Below are 17,304 nucleotides of genomic sequence, written 5' to 3' on the forward strand. Positions count from 1 at the left end.
TGCACGTCTCGAATACCAACGATATCCGGAGAAGAATGATGAATATACTCGATATAAGGAAGCTTGCGTTTTCGGTGTTTATAACGGCGCTCATCGGCCTCAGCATGGGCTTTACGGGGTTTGAGGGCAAGATTTTTACCGTGCAGGAGTTCGGCGCGGGAGGGCGCTGCCAGGGAAGGGTTGCCGACATCGTGCAGTGTCCTGAAGGGTCTTTCGTTGTGGCCGGGGGATGCAATTTTCTCGTCGGTAAGGATGCGCTTACGGATGCATTCCCGGAGATATCTTACGTAGAGAACACGGTATCGTGCGACTACAGGTGCAAGGAGGATTCGCTCCTGAAGGACGTTATAGTTTCCTCCGTGGCGGTGTGCGTCACAAGGTAGCACGATTCGTGCGGCGGTGGTAATGGTAACACGCAGCCGCTTCGATCGTCCGCGGACACGGTCCGGGAATGTATTGCTGCGACGCTTGATTCATGCACGCGCGGCGTGCCGGATTCCCGACGCGGCTTCGCTTCGGATTCCGCTTAAGCTTCGACCGATAAAAAAGCTACGTCGGACAAGAAAGCTTCGCCGCGGCAGGTACAGGCTTGTCGCTAAAGAAAGTAAGTTGCGGGCTGTGCCGGATAACGTTTGCGCTTCAGGGCCGGGGCGTCCGATTCCTCGCTCGCTCGGAATCGTTGGGAATGACAATTCAAAACTAAATCCCCCCTGCCCCCCTTTTTCTAAGGGGGATGAAAGATCAAAGCGAAGGATAAAACGAGATTCTGAATTGATCCCGGATCAAGTCCAGGACATGGTTCAGTATGACACGAGTATCACTCCGCTCCCGTATTATGATTCTTATATTTTAGACCAATTCCTTATCGCTTTTTAAGATAGAAGAATGACGGCTAAAAAGATAACAGACTATAAAGATGACGAAGGGTGGGGTTGCTTCTCCCGGCGGTCAGCTCTCGTCCGGCGGGTCGAGGAGCTCACGAAGGGTTTTGAGCAAAGTCTCGGCCGTGTAGGGCTTCGGGACGAAGTGGTTCACGCCCGCGCCGATGGCCTTGGCGACGCCGCCGTTAGACGCCTGGCCGCTGGAGCCGATTATGAGGACGTCGGGGTTCATGGCCTTGAGCGCGATTATAGTCGCCGGGCCGTCCATGACCGGCATGGCCATGTCGAGAAGCACGGCGGCGATTTCGTTCCCGTGTTTCGCGTACAGCGCCACTGCCTCGGCCCCGTTTTTGGCCACGAGGACCCTGTAGCCGAAGCGCTCCAGGGTTTTCTCGGTGACGATCCGTATGCCTTCCTCGTCGTCGGCGATGAGAATGAGCTCGTCGTTGCCCTGGGGGAGCTGGGTTTGCTCGCGGGCGACCTTCTCGGCGGATTCGGGCGTGGCGCTCGCGGGCAGGTATACCTTGAACCGCGTGCCCTTGCCGACCTCGCTGTAGAGGTTTATGAACCCGCCGTGGGCCTTTACGATGAGAAGCCCGGTCGCCAGCCCGAGCCCCGTTCCCTTGCCGACTTCTTTCGTCGTGAAGAAGGGGTCGAATATGCGCTCGCGGAGCTCGCGGGGGATTCCTGTGCCCGTGTCCTCTACCGTGACGACGACGTACGGCCCGGGATTGGAATCGGGGTTCATGCCAGAATAGATTTCGTCGAGGACGGTGTTTTCGAGGGTCAGCGTCAGCACGCCGCCGTCTTCCATGGCGTCGCGCGCGTTTACGCAGAGGTTCATGAGCACCTGCTGGAGCTGTGTCGGGTCGGCGTTGACCATCCAGAGATTCTCGGGCGCCGAGAGGTCGAACTCTATATTCTTCGGGAAGGTGTCGTTGATTATCTTCTGGATGTCTCTCACGACGTACATCGGGTTCATGGCGACGCGGCAGCCCTCGACGCCGCGTGCGAAGGACAGCACCTGGTTTACCATGTCGGCCCCGCGCTGTGCGCTCGATTCGATGCTGGAAAGGAGCCTGAGCCGTTTCTCGTCGGTTTCGTTCAGCTTGAGTATGCCTATGGACATCATTATCGGGGCGAGGACGTTGTTGAGGTCGTGCGCTATTCCGCCGGCGAGGGTCCCGATGCTTTCGAGGCGCTGGGCGCGGAGGAACTGCTGCTCCAGCTTTTTCCGGGTGGTGATGTCGGTGTTTATAGTGAGTATCGAATCCGGCTCGCCTTTTTCGTTGCGTACGAGCGTCCACCTGCTCTCGACGACGAGCTCCCAATTGTCGCGGGTCCTGTGCTCCATCTCGCCCGTCCATTCGCCCCTGGCGAGAGTGGTTTCCATCGCCGTATGGTAGTCGTTCGTGTTCTTGTGTATGAGCTCTTTTTCGGATTGACCGACGGCTTCACCGCTCGACCATCCATAGAGCCTTTCGGCGCTCCGGTTCCAGTAGAGTATGTCGTGGCCGAGGCCGCGGACTATAATCGCGTCCTGCGCCTTGTCGAGAAGGGCGGCCTGCTCGCGGAGCTTGTCTTCGCTCCTTTTCCTTTCGGACTGGTCCGTCATGCCGCCTATCATGCGGACGGGGTTGCCCTCGTCGTCGTGGATGATGTAGCCGCGGTCGAGCACGTAGGCCGAGGAGCCGTCCTTCCTGAAGAAGCGGTACTCGTCCCACCATTCCTTTTCGCCGGAATCTATCGCGTCGTGTATGCCCTTGGTGACGCGATCCCTGTCCTCGGGATGAATCCTGTTGTACCACGATTCGATGCCGGGCTCGATCTCTTTCGTGTCGAAGCCGAAGAGGGTTTCGAGGCCGTCGTTCCACCAGAGAGAGTTCGATTTGAGGTCCCAGTCCCATATGGCGTCGGTCGTGGCCTTGGCGAGAAAGCGGAAGCGCTCTTCGCTTTCCCTGAGCGCTTCGCGGTTCATGTGTTTTTCGGTCGCGTCGCGGAAATAGATCGTGAGCCCTTCGGCCGAGGGATATATTTTGACTTCGAGGAGGAGGCCGAGGGCGGGGTAGAATTCTTCGAACGACGCCGTCCTGCCGTCATGGAGCGTGCGGCGGCATTCCTTTTCGAGCCGGGTGCCGACGGCGGCCGGGAATTCCTCCCATATGGAACGGCCCACGAGCCTGTCACGCTTGCGGCCGAATATGCGCTCGGCCTCGGCGTTGAGATACGTGAAGCGCCAGCCTTTATCGAGCGTGAAGAACCCGTCGGTGATGCTTTCGATCGTGCCGAGGAGCCTTTGAGCGAGATCCTTCGCCTCTTTCTTCGCCATTTTTTTGTCGGTGACGTCGAGGTGGATCACGAGTATGCGCGCCGCCTGGTCCTGCGAGAGTGACGTGACGATCGTGCGGAACCATATATCGCCGCCGGGGGAGCCGACCGAGTATTCGAGCGAGAATTCGGAATGCAGGCCGCCCAGGACCGAGCGTATGCCGGATGCTATTTCACCGACGGCTTCGGGTTCTTCTCCCGAGGCCTTCTCGCAGGCTTCGATGTAGTTTTCGCCGTGGCCGGAAGCCGCGGATTTCAGAATGTTCGATTCGGTGAAGCTCTTCCACGCGCTGTTGGTTGAGATTATGACGCCGCGCGAGTCGAGGATCGCCGTCGAGGCATAGTCGCCTCCGTATGCGGTTTTTACGGCCGCCGTTTTTGTCGATTTATTGTTTTTGCGTCCGGGCTGCTGCTGTTTGTGCCCTCTACCGGCCTTCCCGGCCGGTACAGGAGGGGTTTTCCCGGACGTTTCCGAAGAATCGTTCATTGTATCGTCTGTGCCGCCGGGAATGGCCGGCGCTTATGCTCAGCTGATAACTGCGGTTTAAGGGGTGAGATTCGGCCAATGCATCCGTGGGATACGGAAAAGTGCATTACCCATGATATCACACCAATATCACCACGACCATCCCTTTGTCGCGGAAACGGTTTTCGTTCGAACGAAAAGCCTGTGTTCCAACATCAAACCATAATTTAAAAATAGTTAATAGTCAATGACTCTTCGGTCACCTCGTGTGTTAAGGAATCATGTCGCTGCCGACGAAAGAGCATTCGATTCTATATTCGGAGTCGCCGAAGAAAATGGTCCCCCCGGGTTTCCCGTTGCGCTCCACGGTTTCGGCCCCTTCGCTTACCGGGATTCCGCTGACCGATTCGATAACGATGACCGAATCGCCTATTGCCGGGGACGTGTCTTCGCATTCGAGTGTGAAGCAGTCGAACGCCGTGCACTTGTGGCCGAACGGTATGAGGAAGCTCGTGACTAAAACAGGCTCCGCCCCGCTGTCGTCGATTACCTTGCAATCGTGGTTTCTGCACCCGGACCCTTCGAGGCTTACGGCGGGGCATCCGAGGCTGACGTCCAGGGAGACGCAGTCGGGGCGGGAGTCAACGAGCTGCCTCCTCCTCCGCAACCGCCATAGGCCATGAGCGATATTATGACGAGCGACGAGACGAGGACGATGACCGACGATGCGCGTGTGGCGAATGTGTCGGACGATTTCATGACGGCTCCTCCGGGCATGGGCAAGATTTTGCGCGGGACTTTCTCATAATAACATACTATCCAGTGTTCACCGTCTGCACGATAGTTGATGAAAGAGCTTTCACGGCTACGTCGGTTGTCGCCGAACCCGGTTTATGAGGGAAAGGTAGGACTCGATGTGGGCGTCGGGGTTCCATTTGCGGAGGTACGCTTCGTGGCCCAGCGCGCCGAGCCTGTCCCTGAGCGCGGTGTCGTCGAGTATCGCGTCCATCGAGCGGCGGAGCTCTTCGGGCGTACGGTAGATGAATCCGCCGCCGCTTTCCTCGACGAGCTCCGGGAGGCCGCCGATGTCGTTGACGATGACGGGCGTCTTTTCCCTGAGTGCTTCGAAGACGACGAGCGTCGAAATCTCGTACGCTATAGACGGCACGATGAGAGCGGCGGCGTTTTCGTAAAGACCGCGGAGGCGGCCGTGGTGTATGTGGCCGAGTATGCGGATATTGCCGGCCCCCGCCGCGAGCTTCTTTATATACGCTTCGTCGTCGCCCTTGCCGACTATGACGAGGTCGGCGCGGGGATAGTTTTTGAAGACCGGGATTAGGGTATGCACGCCCTTCAGTCTTTCGACGCGCCCGACGTAGAGGAAGTAGGGCCGTCCGGCCGGGGCGAAACCGCCGGGTACGCCGTTTTCGGCCAGGGGGCCGTTGTAGGGAACGGCGAAGTGCGGTATGTGGACGATCGGGATCTTGACGCCCATGTCCTCGTGGATTTTCTTCGTGAACCTGCTCGGGCTTATTATCGCGTCGAGGCTGGGGAGCGAGCGTTCGAGGAGGCCGGTGTAGCGCCAGAGCTGGGGCGGGCGGCCGTGCGCGATCTGGCACGCGGTGCAGTAGGGCTTTTCGCAGGGGGCCTTGCCGAAGCGCATGAGGACGTGCGTCGGGCAGACGAGCCAGTATTCGTGTATGGAGTAGAGCTTGACGCCGCTCCCGTAAGAGAGGATCGCCGGGCCGCCGATGAGGGAGATGTTGTGGAAGTGGGTGACGTCGAACCCGGGGGCGAGTATCTCCTTTAATTTCCCCGACTTGAAAACCGGCCGCCCGGTCTGCTGTGTCGCGAGCGGCGAGAGCATGCCCGCGCCGCTCTTCAGCCCGCGCACCTCGACGTTGGGATGATTCTCGTACCGCGCGAGAGGGCTGCCGTCGGAGAGGGCGGCATAGGAATCGAGGCAGTGGATCACCGTTACCGAGTGCCCGCGCCGGGCGAGCTCGTTCGAAAGGAGCCAGACGTAAAGCCCGTCGCCGCCGAAATTGTACGGCGGGTAGAACGTCGTTATCATGCAGAACCTGAGCTTCTCGTCTCCGGCGCTCATATTCCTGCGAGCCTCCGCCTGAGTGTGCGCGGGATACCTCGCAGCAGGATGTAGAGCGGCAGGTTGGGGCTGCCGACGAGGGCGAAGAGCCTTTCGCCCCGGAGGTAGAACGCATCGACGCGCGGTATGGCGCGGAGATCGCTCGACGCCGTGAAAAGGCCGAGCTCGTCCGAGCACGCGCACGAAAATTCCTCCGCGGCAATTTCGAGGCTCCGGGCGTCGTATTTGCCGTACGGGTAGGCGAACGCCGCCACGGGCGCGCCGAGGGCGTTCTCGATAACGCTGCGGGAGGACGTCATCTCGCGGGCGGCGTCTTCCGGCGAGAGCCGCGTGAGGTCGGGGTGCGTCAGCGTGTGTGCGCCGAAATCGATGCCGGCGTCGTTCATGATTCTTATTTCGCCCCAGCTCAGCATCTCGCCGCCGAAGAGCTCCGGCAGGCGGTCGCCGTCACCTGTCCGCCCGCCGCCCCCCGTCGTGAGGAATACGGTCGCCGTAAAGGAGTATTCGGCGAGCACGGGGAACGCTTTTTCGTAGATGTTTCTGTATCCGTCGTCGAAAGTTATCACGAACGATTTTTCGGGGAAGGGGCGTTTCGAAGCCGCGAGCGAGGCGGCCCCGGCGAGGCTTATGGTGCGGTACCCGCCGAGGGCGAGCGTCTCCATGCCGCGTGCGAACAGGGCCGGGCCGAACGAAGTCGGCGCGCGTCCGTCGTCGAGGCTGTGGAATGTGAGCACGGGTATGAAGCCGGTCATGAATCCCCTCGGGTTTAGTATCAGGCAGACGATGGACAATTGCAAACGGCGGCGGGCTTCAGCCCTTGTGGATGTGAAGGGGGAGTATTTTCGCCGAGGCGGTCGTGTAGGGCTCGCGCCGGAGGACTCGGAGCGTCCCGCCCTGGACCCACTGGTCGGACATGATGTCGCCGCCGGGGAAGCGGCCCAGGAACGAGACGGTTTCCCGTATCACGGCTCGCTCGTCTACCTCGCCTACGCGTGGGCTTATGAGTATGCTGACTTTCGTGAATCCGCCTTCTTCCTCCTCGGATAGCTGGTAGTCGGTCGGGCGCCCGCCGAAGGCTTTCGGAAGGACTTCTTCGATGAGCCTCAAGAGCTCTGTGCCGAGGAACGTGACGCCGCCGCTCGTGAGCTTCTCGTAGCTCCTGATGCCGGTGAGGTGGGTCCTGAACCCGAGCTCGCCGAAGGGGCAGCCGCAGTCCCGTTCCCGGGCGTCGGCGTAGTCGTCGCTCTCGACGTTGAGCATTATTTTCGGGCAGTGGGGGAGGATGGTCGTGTAGACGAAGCCGTTGACCGAGAGCTCGCCCGCGCCGAGGCGTTTCTCGCGCTGAATCACAACAACCTTGTCCGTCATGAGGTGTATGTCGTCGAACGAGGACGGGTCGGCGCAGGGGAAGCCGAGGTTCCCGAGCTCGGCCATGGAGTATCTCGCCGCGGCGTTCGCGCCCGAGGAGCGTATGACATCAGCCTTGGCTTTCGTGTACGGCTCGCCGCCGATTATGAACGTCGTGCCGGAGATGTCGAGGCCGTTTTCCACGGCGGCGGCGCACGTCCTTACGCAGGTGCTGACCTGAGTGTCGAGGAAGGCGGGGGTTCCGGCGGCGCATCTTCCGACGAGCCATTTCGCGACCGTGGCCGCGTCCTCCAGCGGGACGTGCTCGGGGAGGGGGAGGGGCATGCCGAGGAGCCTCGCCGCGAGGACCGTGTAATACGTGAAGACGAGGAACTGGAGGGACTTCGGCGCAGTGCTCAGCCTGCTCGAAGAGAACCACTTCTCGGCCCTCTTGCCGAGCTTTGCGTAGCGGAGGAGGACGTTGACGCCCGTAGTAACCGGCGGCACCTCGCGCCAGAGCGCGGCGGGCCTGTCCGTGAGGCCGAACCCCTCGAACATGAAATAGTTGCAGGCGGCGTCGTGGTGGAGGAGGTCGAGGTCCATTATGACGCGCGTTCCGGCTCCCCTGGAGCCGCTGGTGCGCGACTGGTAGTGCCTGCTCAAAAACGGGTTGTCGAAGTCGTGCGGGCCCGTTTCGATTTCGAGGCCCGGCCGTTTTATCGGGACGCGGCGCTTGAACTCGTCGAGCGTGATGTAGACGCCGCTCTCGTACAGTCTGTCGAGCGCGCCCTCGACGCCGTCCTCGGAAACCATGCGCGAGAGGTCGCCGTACTCTACGCCCGCGAGCCGGAGAAGAGGGAGGTAGGGGCTCTTCGGGTTCTCGTAAACGGCCTTTTGCATGATGGCGAGGAAGTTCTCGGCCCGCGAGGCGAGCTGGGATTCGAGAAGGCTCCGGCACTCGGAGGGGGTCATAGGGCTCGTGAGGAAGGAGTTGAGTCCTCGCGCGTAACCTGCGAACATTTTAAGCTGTTCGAGCATGAAGGTTTCTCTCGGCAAGAATTAAGGCGTATTCGTTCGCGCCTGTGCGCCGTCAGGCGAGCGGGACGACCGCGACGAGAAGAGGGTCGTCGCCGACGACGCGCGTCGTGTGCCCGCGGCCTTCGGTGTCTACGAGGACGCGGACGTCGCCGGGGCCGAAGGTGTGCTTGCTCCCGTCCTCGAACCCGTGCTCAAGCGCGCCGGAGATTATTATGACGACCTGCCTTCGCGGCGCGGGGTGCCAGTCGAGGAACGTGCCGGTGGGGAATTCCTTTAAGAACATTGTCCCCGCCGTTTTCACCGACGCCCAGAAGGGCGAGTCCTGGGGCAGCGGCTCGATGCGGGAGGCGTCGTCTCCGCCTTTATATATCCTGTATATACCCATGCGATCAGTTTTTCAGGCGACCCGGAGACGCTCGGGAGCGAGCCTCCCCTCGATTATCTCGAATGACTTTACTTCGGGGCCGAGGCCCATGGCGGCGACGCGGTCGAACATTATGCGCATCGCTTTCCTTACGTCGTCGGGGAGGCGGAGGAAATCTTCCATCCTGAACATCTCGACGTGGTCCCTCGCGCGTCCCCTGCCGAATCCGTTTGCATAGGCGTAGACTTCGTCCTGGTGGGCGACGCCCCAGAGGAGGGAATCCTGGCATGCCGTGGCGACGTCGCGCGCCGTTTCCATCCCGAGGCGTTTCGAAACCAGGTTGAGGCCGACGGGAAGAGGGAGCCCCGTGTCTTCGTTCCACGCGACGCCGAGGTCGAGGACGAGGTTGAGCCCTTTCTCTTCGTAATATAAAAGCTCTTCGTGTATCATGACGCCGGCGTCGATTTCGTCGTTAAGTAACGCGTCTACTATCGCGTCGAACGGGAGCTCGACGAGCTCGATACCCGGGCAGAACATGAGCGCGAGCCCGCTGCCCGTCGTGGGATGGCCCCCGACGGCGACCCGCTTCCCGGCGAGCTCGGCCGGGGTTTTGTAATTCTTCGAGACGAGCGCAGGGCCGAAGTCCCGCCCGACGCTGTTCCCGACGCAGAGGACCCAGTACTTGTCCGCCACCTGCGGGTAGAAAACGGAGGAGACGGCCACGACGTCGAAGCGCCCTTCGAGGGCGTCGCGGTTGAGGTCGATGATGTGATTCCTGTGAAACGAGGGGCCGTAATCCGAAGGGCCGGTGGATATGTGCCCCTTTTCCCAGGCGTAGTAGTTAAAGACGTCGTCACTGTCGGGCGTGTATGCGATTGACAGCTTTTTCATCCGCATCCCCTTTCTCGGATTTTCCCGAAATTATAATTAATCGAGGAAAATGAATCAATGAGCGGGGCTGCGGGGAACGCTTGCAGATGCATTGATGCTTGATCTCCGGGGGGAGGGTGTGATTGAATGGGGAGGATGCGTCAATGCCGGAAAAGGCGCGACCTCCGGTTTGACAGGCCGGCGTTACAGTAAAGAGGACCGGCTGGCACCGATTGTGGCTCGGAGGCCATAAAGCGTCATCCGCCGGTCAAACGGCCGGGAACCGGGCTTAAAATTCGACATAGAGCCTTCCCCTTTCCGCGCATATTTTGACAAAAAATGTCGCCGATGCCCGTCGGCAGGCGCTTTCCGGAAAATATATCCAATAATTACCGTTTATTAGGATGCAGGGTTATGGCATACTTATTGCGAAGATAATAGATAGGAGGGTTGCGCCAACTTACTACTCCCGCCGGAAGGTTTAATGACATCGGAAATTGAAACTTCAACATCCGGAGACGAGTACTTTCCCAGGGGATTCATAGGCGTTATTACCGCCCTCAGCCTCCTTCCGTTCGCCCTGTCGCTTTTGGGCGCGAACGTCAGGATGAGCTATCTCGAATTCATCGGCGCTTACAAGATCGCGTCCATCGTTAACATTTCGCTCGCGGTCTTCACGGGCATTCTCTGCCTTCTCCATTACAGAGTCGAAAAGGCGCGCGTTTCACTGATAATCGGCCTCTCTTTCATGGGCGCGGCCGCCGCGCTCGGCTTTCAGCTCTTCGCTTCGTACCTCTTCAGGGAAGGGGCGCACAGGGTGTTTTTCATAACGGAATCGACGACGGCCGTAAGCCTGCTTCCCGCCGGGCTGATGCTCGCCGGGATCGTCGCGCTTTTCCGCCGGGACAGCGGAAACGACCTCGAAAGAAAAACGGGGCGCTTCCTCGTAGCGGCCACGGCGCTCACAGGCGTCGTCCTCGCACTCGTTTACATGATGGCCGAATCGGGGCCTTCCGCCCCGGGGACGGCGCGCGAGGCGTACTTTACCCAGGCCTGGGAGCTGACGCCGCTGGTCGTCGTAATCGCGGCCGCCCTGGTCGCGGAGTTTTACTTCAGGCGGGGCCGGACGCTCATGTCGTACTTCTTTCTCCTTACGCTCGTGCCGCTGTTCGCCGGGGAGGTGTTCGTCGCCGTGACGGCCCCTATCTACCCGGAGGAGCATTCGATATACACATATTTCCTGAAGGCGCTCGCGTTCTTCGTCCCGATACTGGGGCTGGCCGCCGATTACGTCAGGAACTACGGCGCCAGGAGCCTCGCCGAAAGGAGGCTCAGGGAAACGGAGATAAAACTCGCGGAGGAAACGGACCGCGGCAGGTACGCTTCGGCCAGGCTCGACGAGAGGGTGAGCGGCCTCAGGGCCGCCGTCGAGATGTACGAGACGGTTTCGGACGGCTCGCCGGCCGGCGTCATGGTCACGGATAAGAGCGGCGCGCGCGTCTACGTCAACAAGAGGCTTTCGGAGATAACGGGGCTTTCGGAAGAGGCGCTCAGGGTTTCGGGCCTCGAGGGCATGGTCGTCCCGGCGGACGTCGAAGAGAGGAAAAAGTCCCTGGCCGGCGTTCCCGATGGCGAGGCCGTGCAGGCCGTGTACAGGATATACAAGTCGAAGAAAGAGACGGTATGGATATCGGAGGAGGCGCGGCGCATTTCGTACGCCGGAAACGACGCCGTCCTCCGGACGTTTACGGACGTTACCGCAACCAAGCATACGGAAGAGATGCTGAGGACGCTCTCGACGAGCTCGCCCGTCGGCATCTACATAGTGCAGGACGGCGAGGTGAAGTACGTGAACGGGAAGTACTGCGAGTACACGGGCTTTACCGAGGACGAGCTCGTAGGCGCGGGGGCCGAGAGGATGGTGCTCTATCTCGACAGGGACATCGCGAAGCAGGGCTCGCGCGAGATGCTCGCGGGCTCGCGGAAGGAGCCCTACGAGTACAGGATACTCGCGAAGGACGGCGAGGTCAGGTGGCTTACCGAGACCGTGACGGAGATAAGGTACGGCGACAGGCCGGCCGTTCTCGGGAGCGTCGCGGACATAACCGAGAGGCGGCGCGTGGAGGTGATGCTGAGGACGCTTTCGACGAGCTCGCCTATCGGCATCTACATCGTGCAGGACGGGGAGTTCAAGTTCGTAAACCCGCAGATAAGCGAGTACACGGGATTTTCGGAGGACGAGCTCGTAGGCAGGGAGTCGCTCTCGTTCGTCTTCGGGGAAGACAGGGAGTCCGTCAGGGCGAGCGCCGTCGGGATGCTGAAGGGCGGCGTCAACGCGCCGTACGAGTACAGGTTCGTAAGGCAGGACGGAAGCGTCATGTGGGCGATGGAGGTCGTCCGGTCGATACAGTACATGGGGAAGGACGCCGTCCTCGGGACGATGATGGACATCTCTGAGAAGAAGCAGGCCGAGGAGCTTTTCGAGACGCTTTCGACAGGCACGCCTATAGGTGTGTTTATCGTGCAGGACGGGGAGCTCAGGTACGTAAACCCGCACTTCGAGAAGTTCACCGGGTATTCGACCGAAGAGCTCATGGGGACGGACCCGGAGCGGCTTGTATTCCCCGGCGACAGGGACGACGTCAGGCAAAAGAGCCTCGGGATGCTCCGGGGCGAGAGCCGGACGCCCTACGAGTACAGGATTTCGCTCAAGGACGGCGGGTATATATGGGTGATGGAGACCACGACCTCGATACGGTACCGCGGGCGGCAGGCGGTGCTCGGGAGCTTCATGGACATATCCGAGCGGAAGAAGACCGAGGTCGAGCTCAAGAAGGCGAAGGAAGCGGCCGAGGCGGCCAGCCATGCGAAGTCGGAGTTCCTGGCGAACGTGAGCCACGAGATAAGGACGCCGCTCAACGCAATCGTTGGCATGACGGAGCTTACGCTCGACACGGAGCTTGCGGACGATCAAAGGGATACGCTCCGCGTTATACAGTCGTCTTCCGAGACACTCCTCAGCCTTATAAACGACATACTGGATTTCTCGCGCATAGAGGCCGGGCAGATGGAGATAGAGGCCTCGTCGTTCAGCGTGAGGGAGCTCGTCGAGGGGGTTGCCGAGACGCTTTCCGTCAAGGCCTTCGAGAAGGGGCTCGAGCTCCTGTGTTACGTGAGCCACGACGTGCCCGACAGGTTAAAGGGCGACGCGGCCCGCATAAGGCAGGTGCTCGTGAACCTGGCGGTGAACGCGATAAAGTTCACGGACAGCGGCGAGGTGCTGATAAAGGCCGAGAATTCGGGCCCCGTTTCTGGGGACGCCGTGGACGTCGTGTTCAAGGTCTCGGACACCGGCATAGGCATACCTCCCGGGCACAAGGACAGGATATTCGAGAAGTTCTCGCAGGTGGATAACTCGATCACACGCGCTTACGGCGGGACGGGGCTCGGGCTCAGCATATCGAAGTCGCTCGTCGAGCTCATGGGCGGGAAGATATGGTTCGACAGCGAGCCGGGCAAGGGCTCGACGTTTTACTTCAGCCTGCCGTTCAGGCTCGACTGGGAGAAGGACGGGCGGGCTGCCAGGGTGCTGCCGAATTTCAGGGGCGCGCCCGTGCTCGTCATCGACGACAACAAGATGAGCAGGTTTATACTCGGGAAGACGCTCACGCTGTGGGGCTTCGACGTCGTCGAGGCGGCGGGGGCGAAGGCCGCGCTGACGCTCCTCCAGGGGATGGAGCGAAAGCCGCTCCTCGCAATAATCGACAAGCAGATGCCCGGCATAGACGGGACGGAGATTGCCGGGAAGGTGAGGGAGGCGGCGGGGCCGGGGACGAAGATCATCCTGATGACGGCGTGGGGCGGGCTCGGGCTCGGAGACATGAAGGACAGGGGGGTTGACGAGCTTCTGGTAAAACCCGTAAAGAGCGGGAAGCTGTACGAGGCCGTGACGAGGCTGGTGAAGATGGACGAGTATCTGGCCGGGAGACCCGGCGGGGAGGGGATGCCGCCCGCCCCCGGAGCGGGGAGCGGAAAGCCGCGCATACTCGTCGTGGACGATACGCCCGACAACCAGAACCTGGCGAAGAGGATTCTGGAGATAGGCGGCTACTCCGTCGAGCTCGCCTCCGGGGGCGCCGAGAGCGTCGAGCTATACCGCGAAGGCAGGTACGACCTCGTGCTCATGGACATCCAGATGCCGGAGGTGGACGGCTTTCAGGCGACGGCGATGATAAGGGAGTACGAGAAGGAATCCGGCCGTACGCGGACGCCGATAATAGCAGTTACGGCGCACGCGCTCATGGGGTACAGGGAGAAGTGTATCGAGGCCGACATGGACGACTACATCACTAAGCCTCTCAGAAAGCAGCTCCTACTCGACATGGTGAGGAAGTGGCTGACGGCCGGGGCCGGTGAATCGGGCGGCTCGCCGGGGGCGGACCTCTGGGCGTAGGACTGTGCACCGGCTTTGCCCTTGGGCCCCCGGGAATTTCCGTTTAAAATTGTTCCGTAGTAAATACCAGCTAAATTCAGGAGAGACGTGCTTATGAGTGGTGGAGAGTCTGTCCTCGCACCCGAAATTCTTGCGGAGATCGAAAAGAGGGGGATCACGCCCGAGAAGGTTTACGCCCAGCTCGACATGCTGAAAAGGGGCGTGCCGTCGGAGGACCTCGTAAGGCCCTGCACCGTCGGGGACGGGATAGTGTCGATCGAGGGGAGGGCCGAGGAGTATGCGGCGTTCTACGAGCAGGCTTCGCCGGGGCTGGACGTGGTGAAGTTCGTACCAGCCTCGGGGGCGGCGACGAGGATGTTCAAGGAGCTTGCCTCGGCGGTGACGACATGCTCGCCGGCCGACAGGAAGGACCTCGAAAAGGCGGCCGCCGCCGGCGACGGCGACGCGTCCGCGGCGCTGGCTTTCGTCGAGAAGGTGAAGAAGTTCGCCTTTTACGACGAGCTCGCGGCGGCCCTCAAAAGGGACGGGCTCGACCCGGACGCTCTCCTCGAAGCGGGGGGCTTCGGGCCGTTCATCGTCTATACCTTGGACGCGAGGGGGCTTAACTACGCGAGCCTTCCGAAGGGGGTTATAAAGTTTCACTCGTACCCGGACGGGCCGAGGACCGCCTTCGAGGAGCACCTGGTGGAGTCCGTGCTCTACGCGCACGGCGAGGACGGGAAGGCGCACGTCCACTTCACCCTTTCGCCGGAGCACGTCGATACCGTGAGCGCGTACCTTGCCGGGGTGAAGGGGCAGTACGAGGGCGGGACGGCGGAGATCGAGATAAGCTACTCGGTGCAGAGCCCTTCGACGGATACGATAGCGGCAGCCATGGACGGCGGGCCGTTCATCGACGACGCGGGGAAGCCCGTGTTCAGGCCGGGCGGGCACGGCGCGCTCATAGGGAACCTCGGCGCGCTTGGCGCGGACGTGGCGTTCGTGAAGAACATAGACAACGTCGTCCCCGACAGGCTCAAGCCCGGGACCGTCCTCTACAAGCGCGCGCTCGGAGGGTATCTCCTCAAGCTGAGGGAAATCCTGTTCTCGACGATAGAGGCGGCCAAGCAGGGCGGCAAGGGGAAGGTGATAGAGGGCGGGCTCAGGCGTCTTTCGGATATGGGGCTCCGCGTGGACGTCCCGGAAGGGGCGGGCACGAAGGCTATCGTCCGGGCCCTCCGGAGGCCCATAAGGGTGGCGGGCGTCGTGAGGAATACGGGCGAGCCCGGCGGGGGGCCGTTCCTCGTCCGGAGGCCGGACGGTAAGATCGCGCCGCAGATCGTCGAATCCGCACAGGTGGACATGACCGTCCCCGAGGAGAGGGCCGTGTGGGAGTCTTCGACGCACTTTAATCCCGTGGACATGGTGTGCGCGCTTACGGACGAGAGCGGAAAGCCTTATGACCTTTCGCGCTTCGTCGATCCCGAGGCGGCGTTCATATCCGTCAAGTCGAAGGACGGGAGGGAGCTCAAGGCGCTCGAGCTGCCGGGCCTCTGGAACGGTGGGATGGCGTTCTGGCACACGGTGTTCATAGAGGTGCCGGGCGCGACGTTTAATCCCGTCAAGACCGTGTTCGATCTCCTTCGTCCCGAGCACCAGCCGGGCTAGATTCGGCCGGGCTATGCACGGAAACGTAATGGGTATATTATTAGGGCATCACCCGCGGCGGGAATCCTTCGGACGGAGGCGCCGAATGCCCACGAAACGTTACGAAAAGGAAGTCGTTTACGTAGACCCCGACTACATGGATCTCGTGCCGGGGTTTCTCCAAAGCAGGCGCTCGGAAGTCGGCAGGATAAGGGACTGTCTCCTGAATGGGGATTTCAAGGAGGCGCAGAGGCTCGGGCACGGCATGAAGGGGGCGGGCGCGGGCTACGGCTTCGGCGAGATAAGCTCCATCGGGAAGCGCATCGAGTTCGCCGCCAGGGACGAAGACGCGGCCGCCATAGAGGACGCGCTGGTCAGCCTCGCGGATTACCTGGCAGTGGTGGAAGTCGAGCCCGGCGAGCCCGGGTAACTTCGCCGAAAATTCCTTTCCTTATTCACTCGAATATAGATATTGGTTAAAATTCCCGTATGCCCGATCCGGATAAATCTTCTTCGCTCGAAATACCCGTCGTTATCCCCGAAGCCCTTTCGGGAGTGGCCGAGCTGTACACAGAGGCGCTCCGCGTGCTGGAGGAGATGTACGAGGCGCAGCGCACGGGGAACATGACGCTCAGCCTCGAAAAGAGCAAATGGCAGGAGATTACGGGGGGCCTCGTCCAGGGCGAGGCGTGGCTGCTCGACGACGGGGCGAAGGGGACGTACCGGGTAGGGGTGCAGGAGCTTGCGAAGGGCATATACGATCTTTATCCGCTGTGCGCACGGGACGGGAGGGACGAGGTCGAGCTCGTGCTCGGCAAGGTGTTCGCGCCGGTGGGGCAGGAGGAGACGAGCTACGCCGGGGCGGCCGGCGTCGCAAACTGGTCTTACGGGCCGATGATAGCGGAGTACGACGGGCACGCACGCACGCTCGCGGAGGAGCTCCTTAAATCGTGCGGGTACAAGGTGTTCTCGCTGCCGAAGTCGTTCCCCGAAATGAGGTGTCTCGACGTGTTCCTTCTGTCGGGTGCGCTTAATCTTACACACAAGCCGATATGCGTCTTTTATTCCGGCGGCAGCAAGGAGAACGTGTCGTCGCTTTCGCACATGACGGTGTTCATAAACCTCTATGCGGCGAGGTGGAAGGCGATGACCGAGAGGCTAGCCTCGAAGTACATCACCGGGGCGGGCGCGCTCGAATCGCTCACGGAGGACGAGGCCGCGCGGCTGCTTCTGCTCTGGCTCCGCGGGCACGACATAGGGCATTTCGTCGGGGCCGACAGGCTCTCGAAGTCGATGTCGGAGCAGGACAGGGACTACATGATCCTCCACGAGCTCAAGTCCGACATGATCGCGCTCTATAACCTGAAGCGCCTTGCGGGCGTTATCTTCCCCGAAGAAAACCTGAAGACGGTTTACCTCGCGGCCGTCGCCGAGATGCTGAGGTATATAAGGCGCGGCGGGTGCGTACAGCATCCCGACACCGGGTCGGCCTACCTGGCCTACAGGCACATGAGGGACACGGGGGCCATAAGGCCCGAGCCGTGGGAGGGGAAATTCCTCGTGGACGTGGAGAGGTTCGGGCAGGTGGTGGAGGAGTTTACCGTGTCGCTGGTGCAGCTCTTCGCCGAGGGGAATTCGACAAAGGCGAGGGGGTTCGTCAACAGCTGGGGATGGCTCGGCGTCGAGGAGGACGACGGGCTCCCGCGCGGGTGCCCCGAGGAGCTAAGGCGCATGATAGCCGACGATTCGATACCGCATTATCTCGATTACGATTTCAAGCAGAGGATAGGGTAGGGCGGGGCGGGTTCTCAATCCATATAAGAT

The 17,304-nt window shown here is 61.1% G+C and carries 13 protein-coding genes; 6 read left to right on the forward strand and 7 right to left on the reverse strand.

The window, feature by feature from the left end; genetic code table 11:
* Positions 1-38: 38 nt before the first annotated feature.
* Positions 39-383 (forward strand): hypothetical protein, encoded by a 345-nt coding sequence (locus PKC29_12770; protein ID HML96288.1) that lies wholly within the window; start codon positions 39-41, stop codon positions 381-383.
* A 565-nt stretch (positions 384-948) separates the two neighbouring features.
* Here the strand turns inward: PKC29_12770 and PKC29_12775 are convergent.
* Together PKC29_12775 and PKC29_12780 are read right to left on the reverse strand one after the other, a co-directional pair.
* A complete protein-coding gene (locus PKC29_12775; GenBank protein ID HML96289.1) occupies positions 949-3,696 on the reverse strand; it encodes a PAS domain S-box protein in 2,748 nt (915 codons plus the stop codon).
* A 250-nt stretch (positions 3,697-3,946) separates the two neighbouring features.
* Positions 3,947-4,342 (reverse strand): hypothetical protein, encoded by a 396-nt coding sequence (locus PKC29_12780; protein ID HML96290.1) that lies wholly within the window; start codon positions 4,340-4,342, stop codon positions 3,947-3,949.
* A 12-nt stretch (positions 4,343-4,354) separates the two neighbouring features.
* On the opposite strand from PKC29_12780, the gene PKC29_12785 reads away from it, so the two are divergent.
* Positions 4,355-4,483 (forward strand): hypothetical protein, encoded by a 129-nt coding sequence (locus tag PKC29_12785; GenBank protein ID HML96291.1) that lies wholly within the window; start codon positions 4,355-4,357, stop codon positions 4,481-4,483.
* Positions 4,484-4,540: 57 nt separating this feature from the next.
* On the opposite strand, the gene PKC29_12790 is transcribed toward PKC29_12785, so the two are convergent.
* From PKC29_12790 to PKC29_12810, 5 genes are read right to left on the reverse strand one after another with little or no spacing between them, the layout of a single operon-like run.
* Positions 4,541-5,782, reverse strand: coding sequence for a glycosyltransferase family 4 protein (locus PKC29_12790; protein ID HML96292.1), 1,242 nt, complete (start codon positions 5,780-5,782; stop codon positions 4,541-4,543).
* A complete protein-coding gene (locus PKC29_12795; GenBank protein ID HML96293.1) occupies positions 5,779-6,534 on the reverse strand; it encodes a polysaccharide deacetylase family protein in 756 nt (251 codons plus the stop codon). The genes PKC29_12790 and PKC29_12795 overlap by 4 nt, the downstream gene beginning before the upstream one ends.
* A 58-nt stretch (positions 6,535-6,592) precedes the next feature.
* Positions 6,593-8,167: a hypothetical protein gene (locus tag PKC29_12800; protein ID HML96294.1), complete on the reverse strand. Its 1,575-nt coding sequence runs from the start codon at positions 8,165-8,167 to the stop codon at positions 6,593-6,595.
* A 52-nt stretch (positions 8,168-8,219) separates the two neighbouring features.
* On the reverse strand, positions 8,220-8,552 hold the full coding sequence (locus tag PKC29_12805; GenBank protein HML96295.1) for a hypothetical protein: 333 nt from the start codon (positions 8,550-8,552) through the stop codon (positions 8,220-8,222).
* A 12-nt stretch (positions 8,553-8,564) separates the two neighbouring features.
* Positions 8,565-9,422, reverse strand: coding sequence for a hypothetical protein (locus PKC29_12810; GenBank protein ID HML96296.1), 858 nt, complete (start codon positions 9,420-9,422; stop codon positions 8,565-8,567).
* 463 nt (positions 9,423-9,885) lie between these two features.
* On the opposite strand from PKC29_12810, the gene PKC29_12815 reads away from it, so the two are divergent.
* From PKC29_12815 to PKC29_12830, 4 genes are all read left to right on the forward strand, one after another.
* Entirely contained in the window at positions 9,886-13,854 is a 3,969-nt protein-coding gene (locus tag PKC29_12815; GenBank protein HML96297.1) for a PAS domain S-box protein, read from the forward strand.
* 93 nt (positions 13,855-13,947) lie between these two features.
* Positions 13,948-15,501, forward strand: coding sequence for a DUF4301 family protein (locus PKC29_12820; protein ID HML96298.1), 1,554 nt, complete (start codon positions 13,948-13,950; stop codon positions 15,499-15,501).
* Between the two features lie 85 nt (positions 15,502-15,586).
* A complete protein-coding gene (locus tag PKC29_12825; GenBank protein HML96299.1) occupies positions 15,587-15,910 on the forward strand; it encodes an Hpt domain-containing protein in 324 nt (107 codons plus the stop codon).
* Between the two features lie 59 nt (positions 15,911-15,969).
* Positions 15,970-17,274, forward strand: a complete 1,305-nt coding sequence (locus tag PKC29_12830; protein ID HML96300.1) for a hypothetical protein — start codon at positions 15,970-15,972, stop codon at positions 17,272-17,274.
* The last annotated feature ends 30 nt before the right edge of the window (positions 17,275-17,304 follow it).

The sequence above is a fragment of the Thermodesulfobacteriota bacterium genome (genome assembly GCA_035325995.1).
Taxonomy (GTDB): domain Bacteria; phylum Desulfobacterota_D; class UBA1144; order Nemesobacterales; family UBA2774; genus JADLGH01.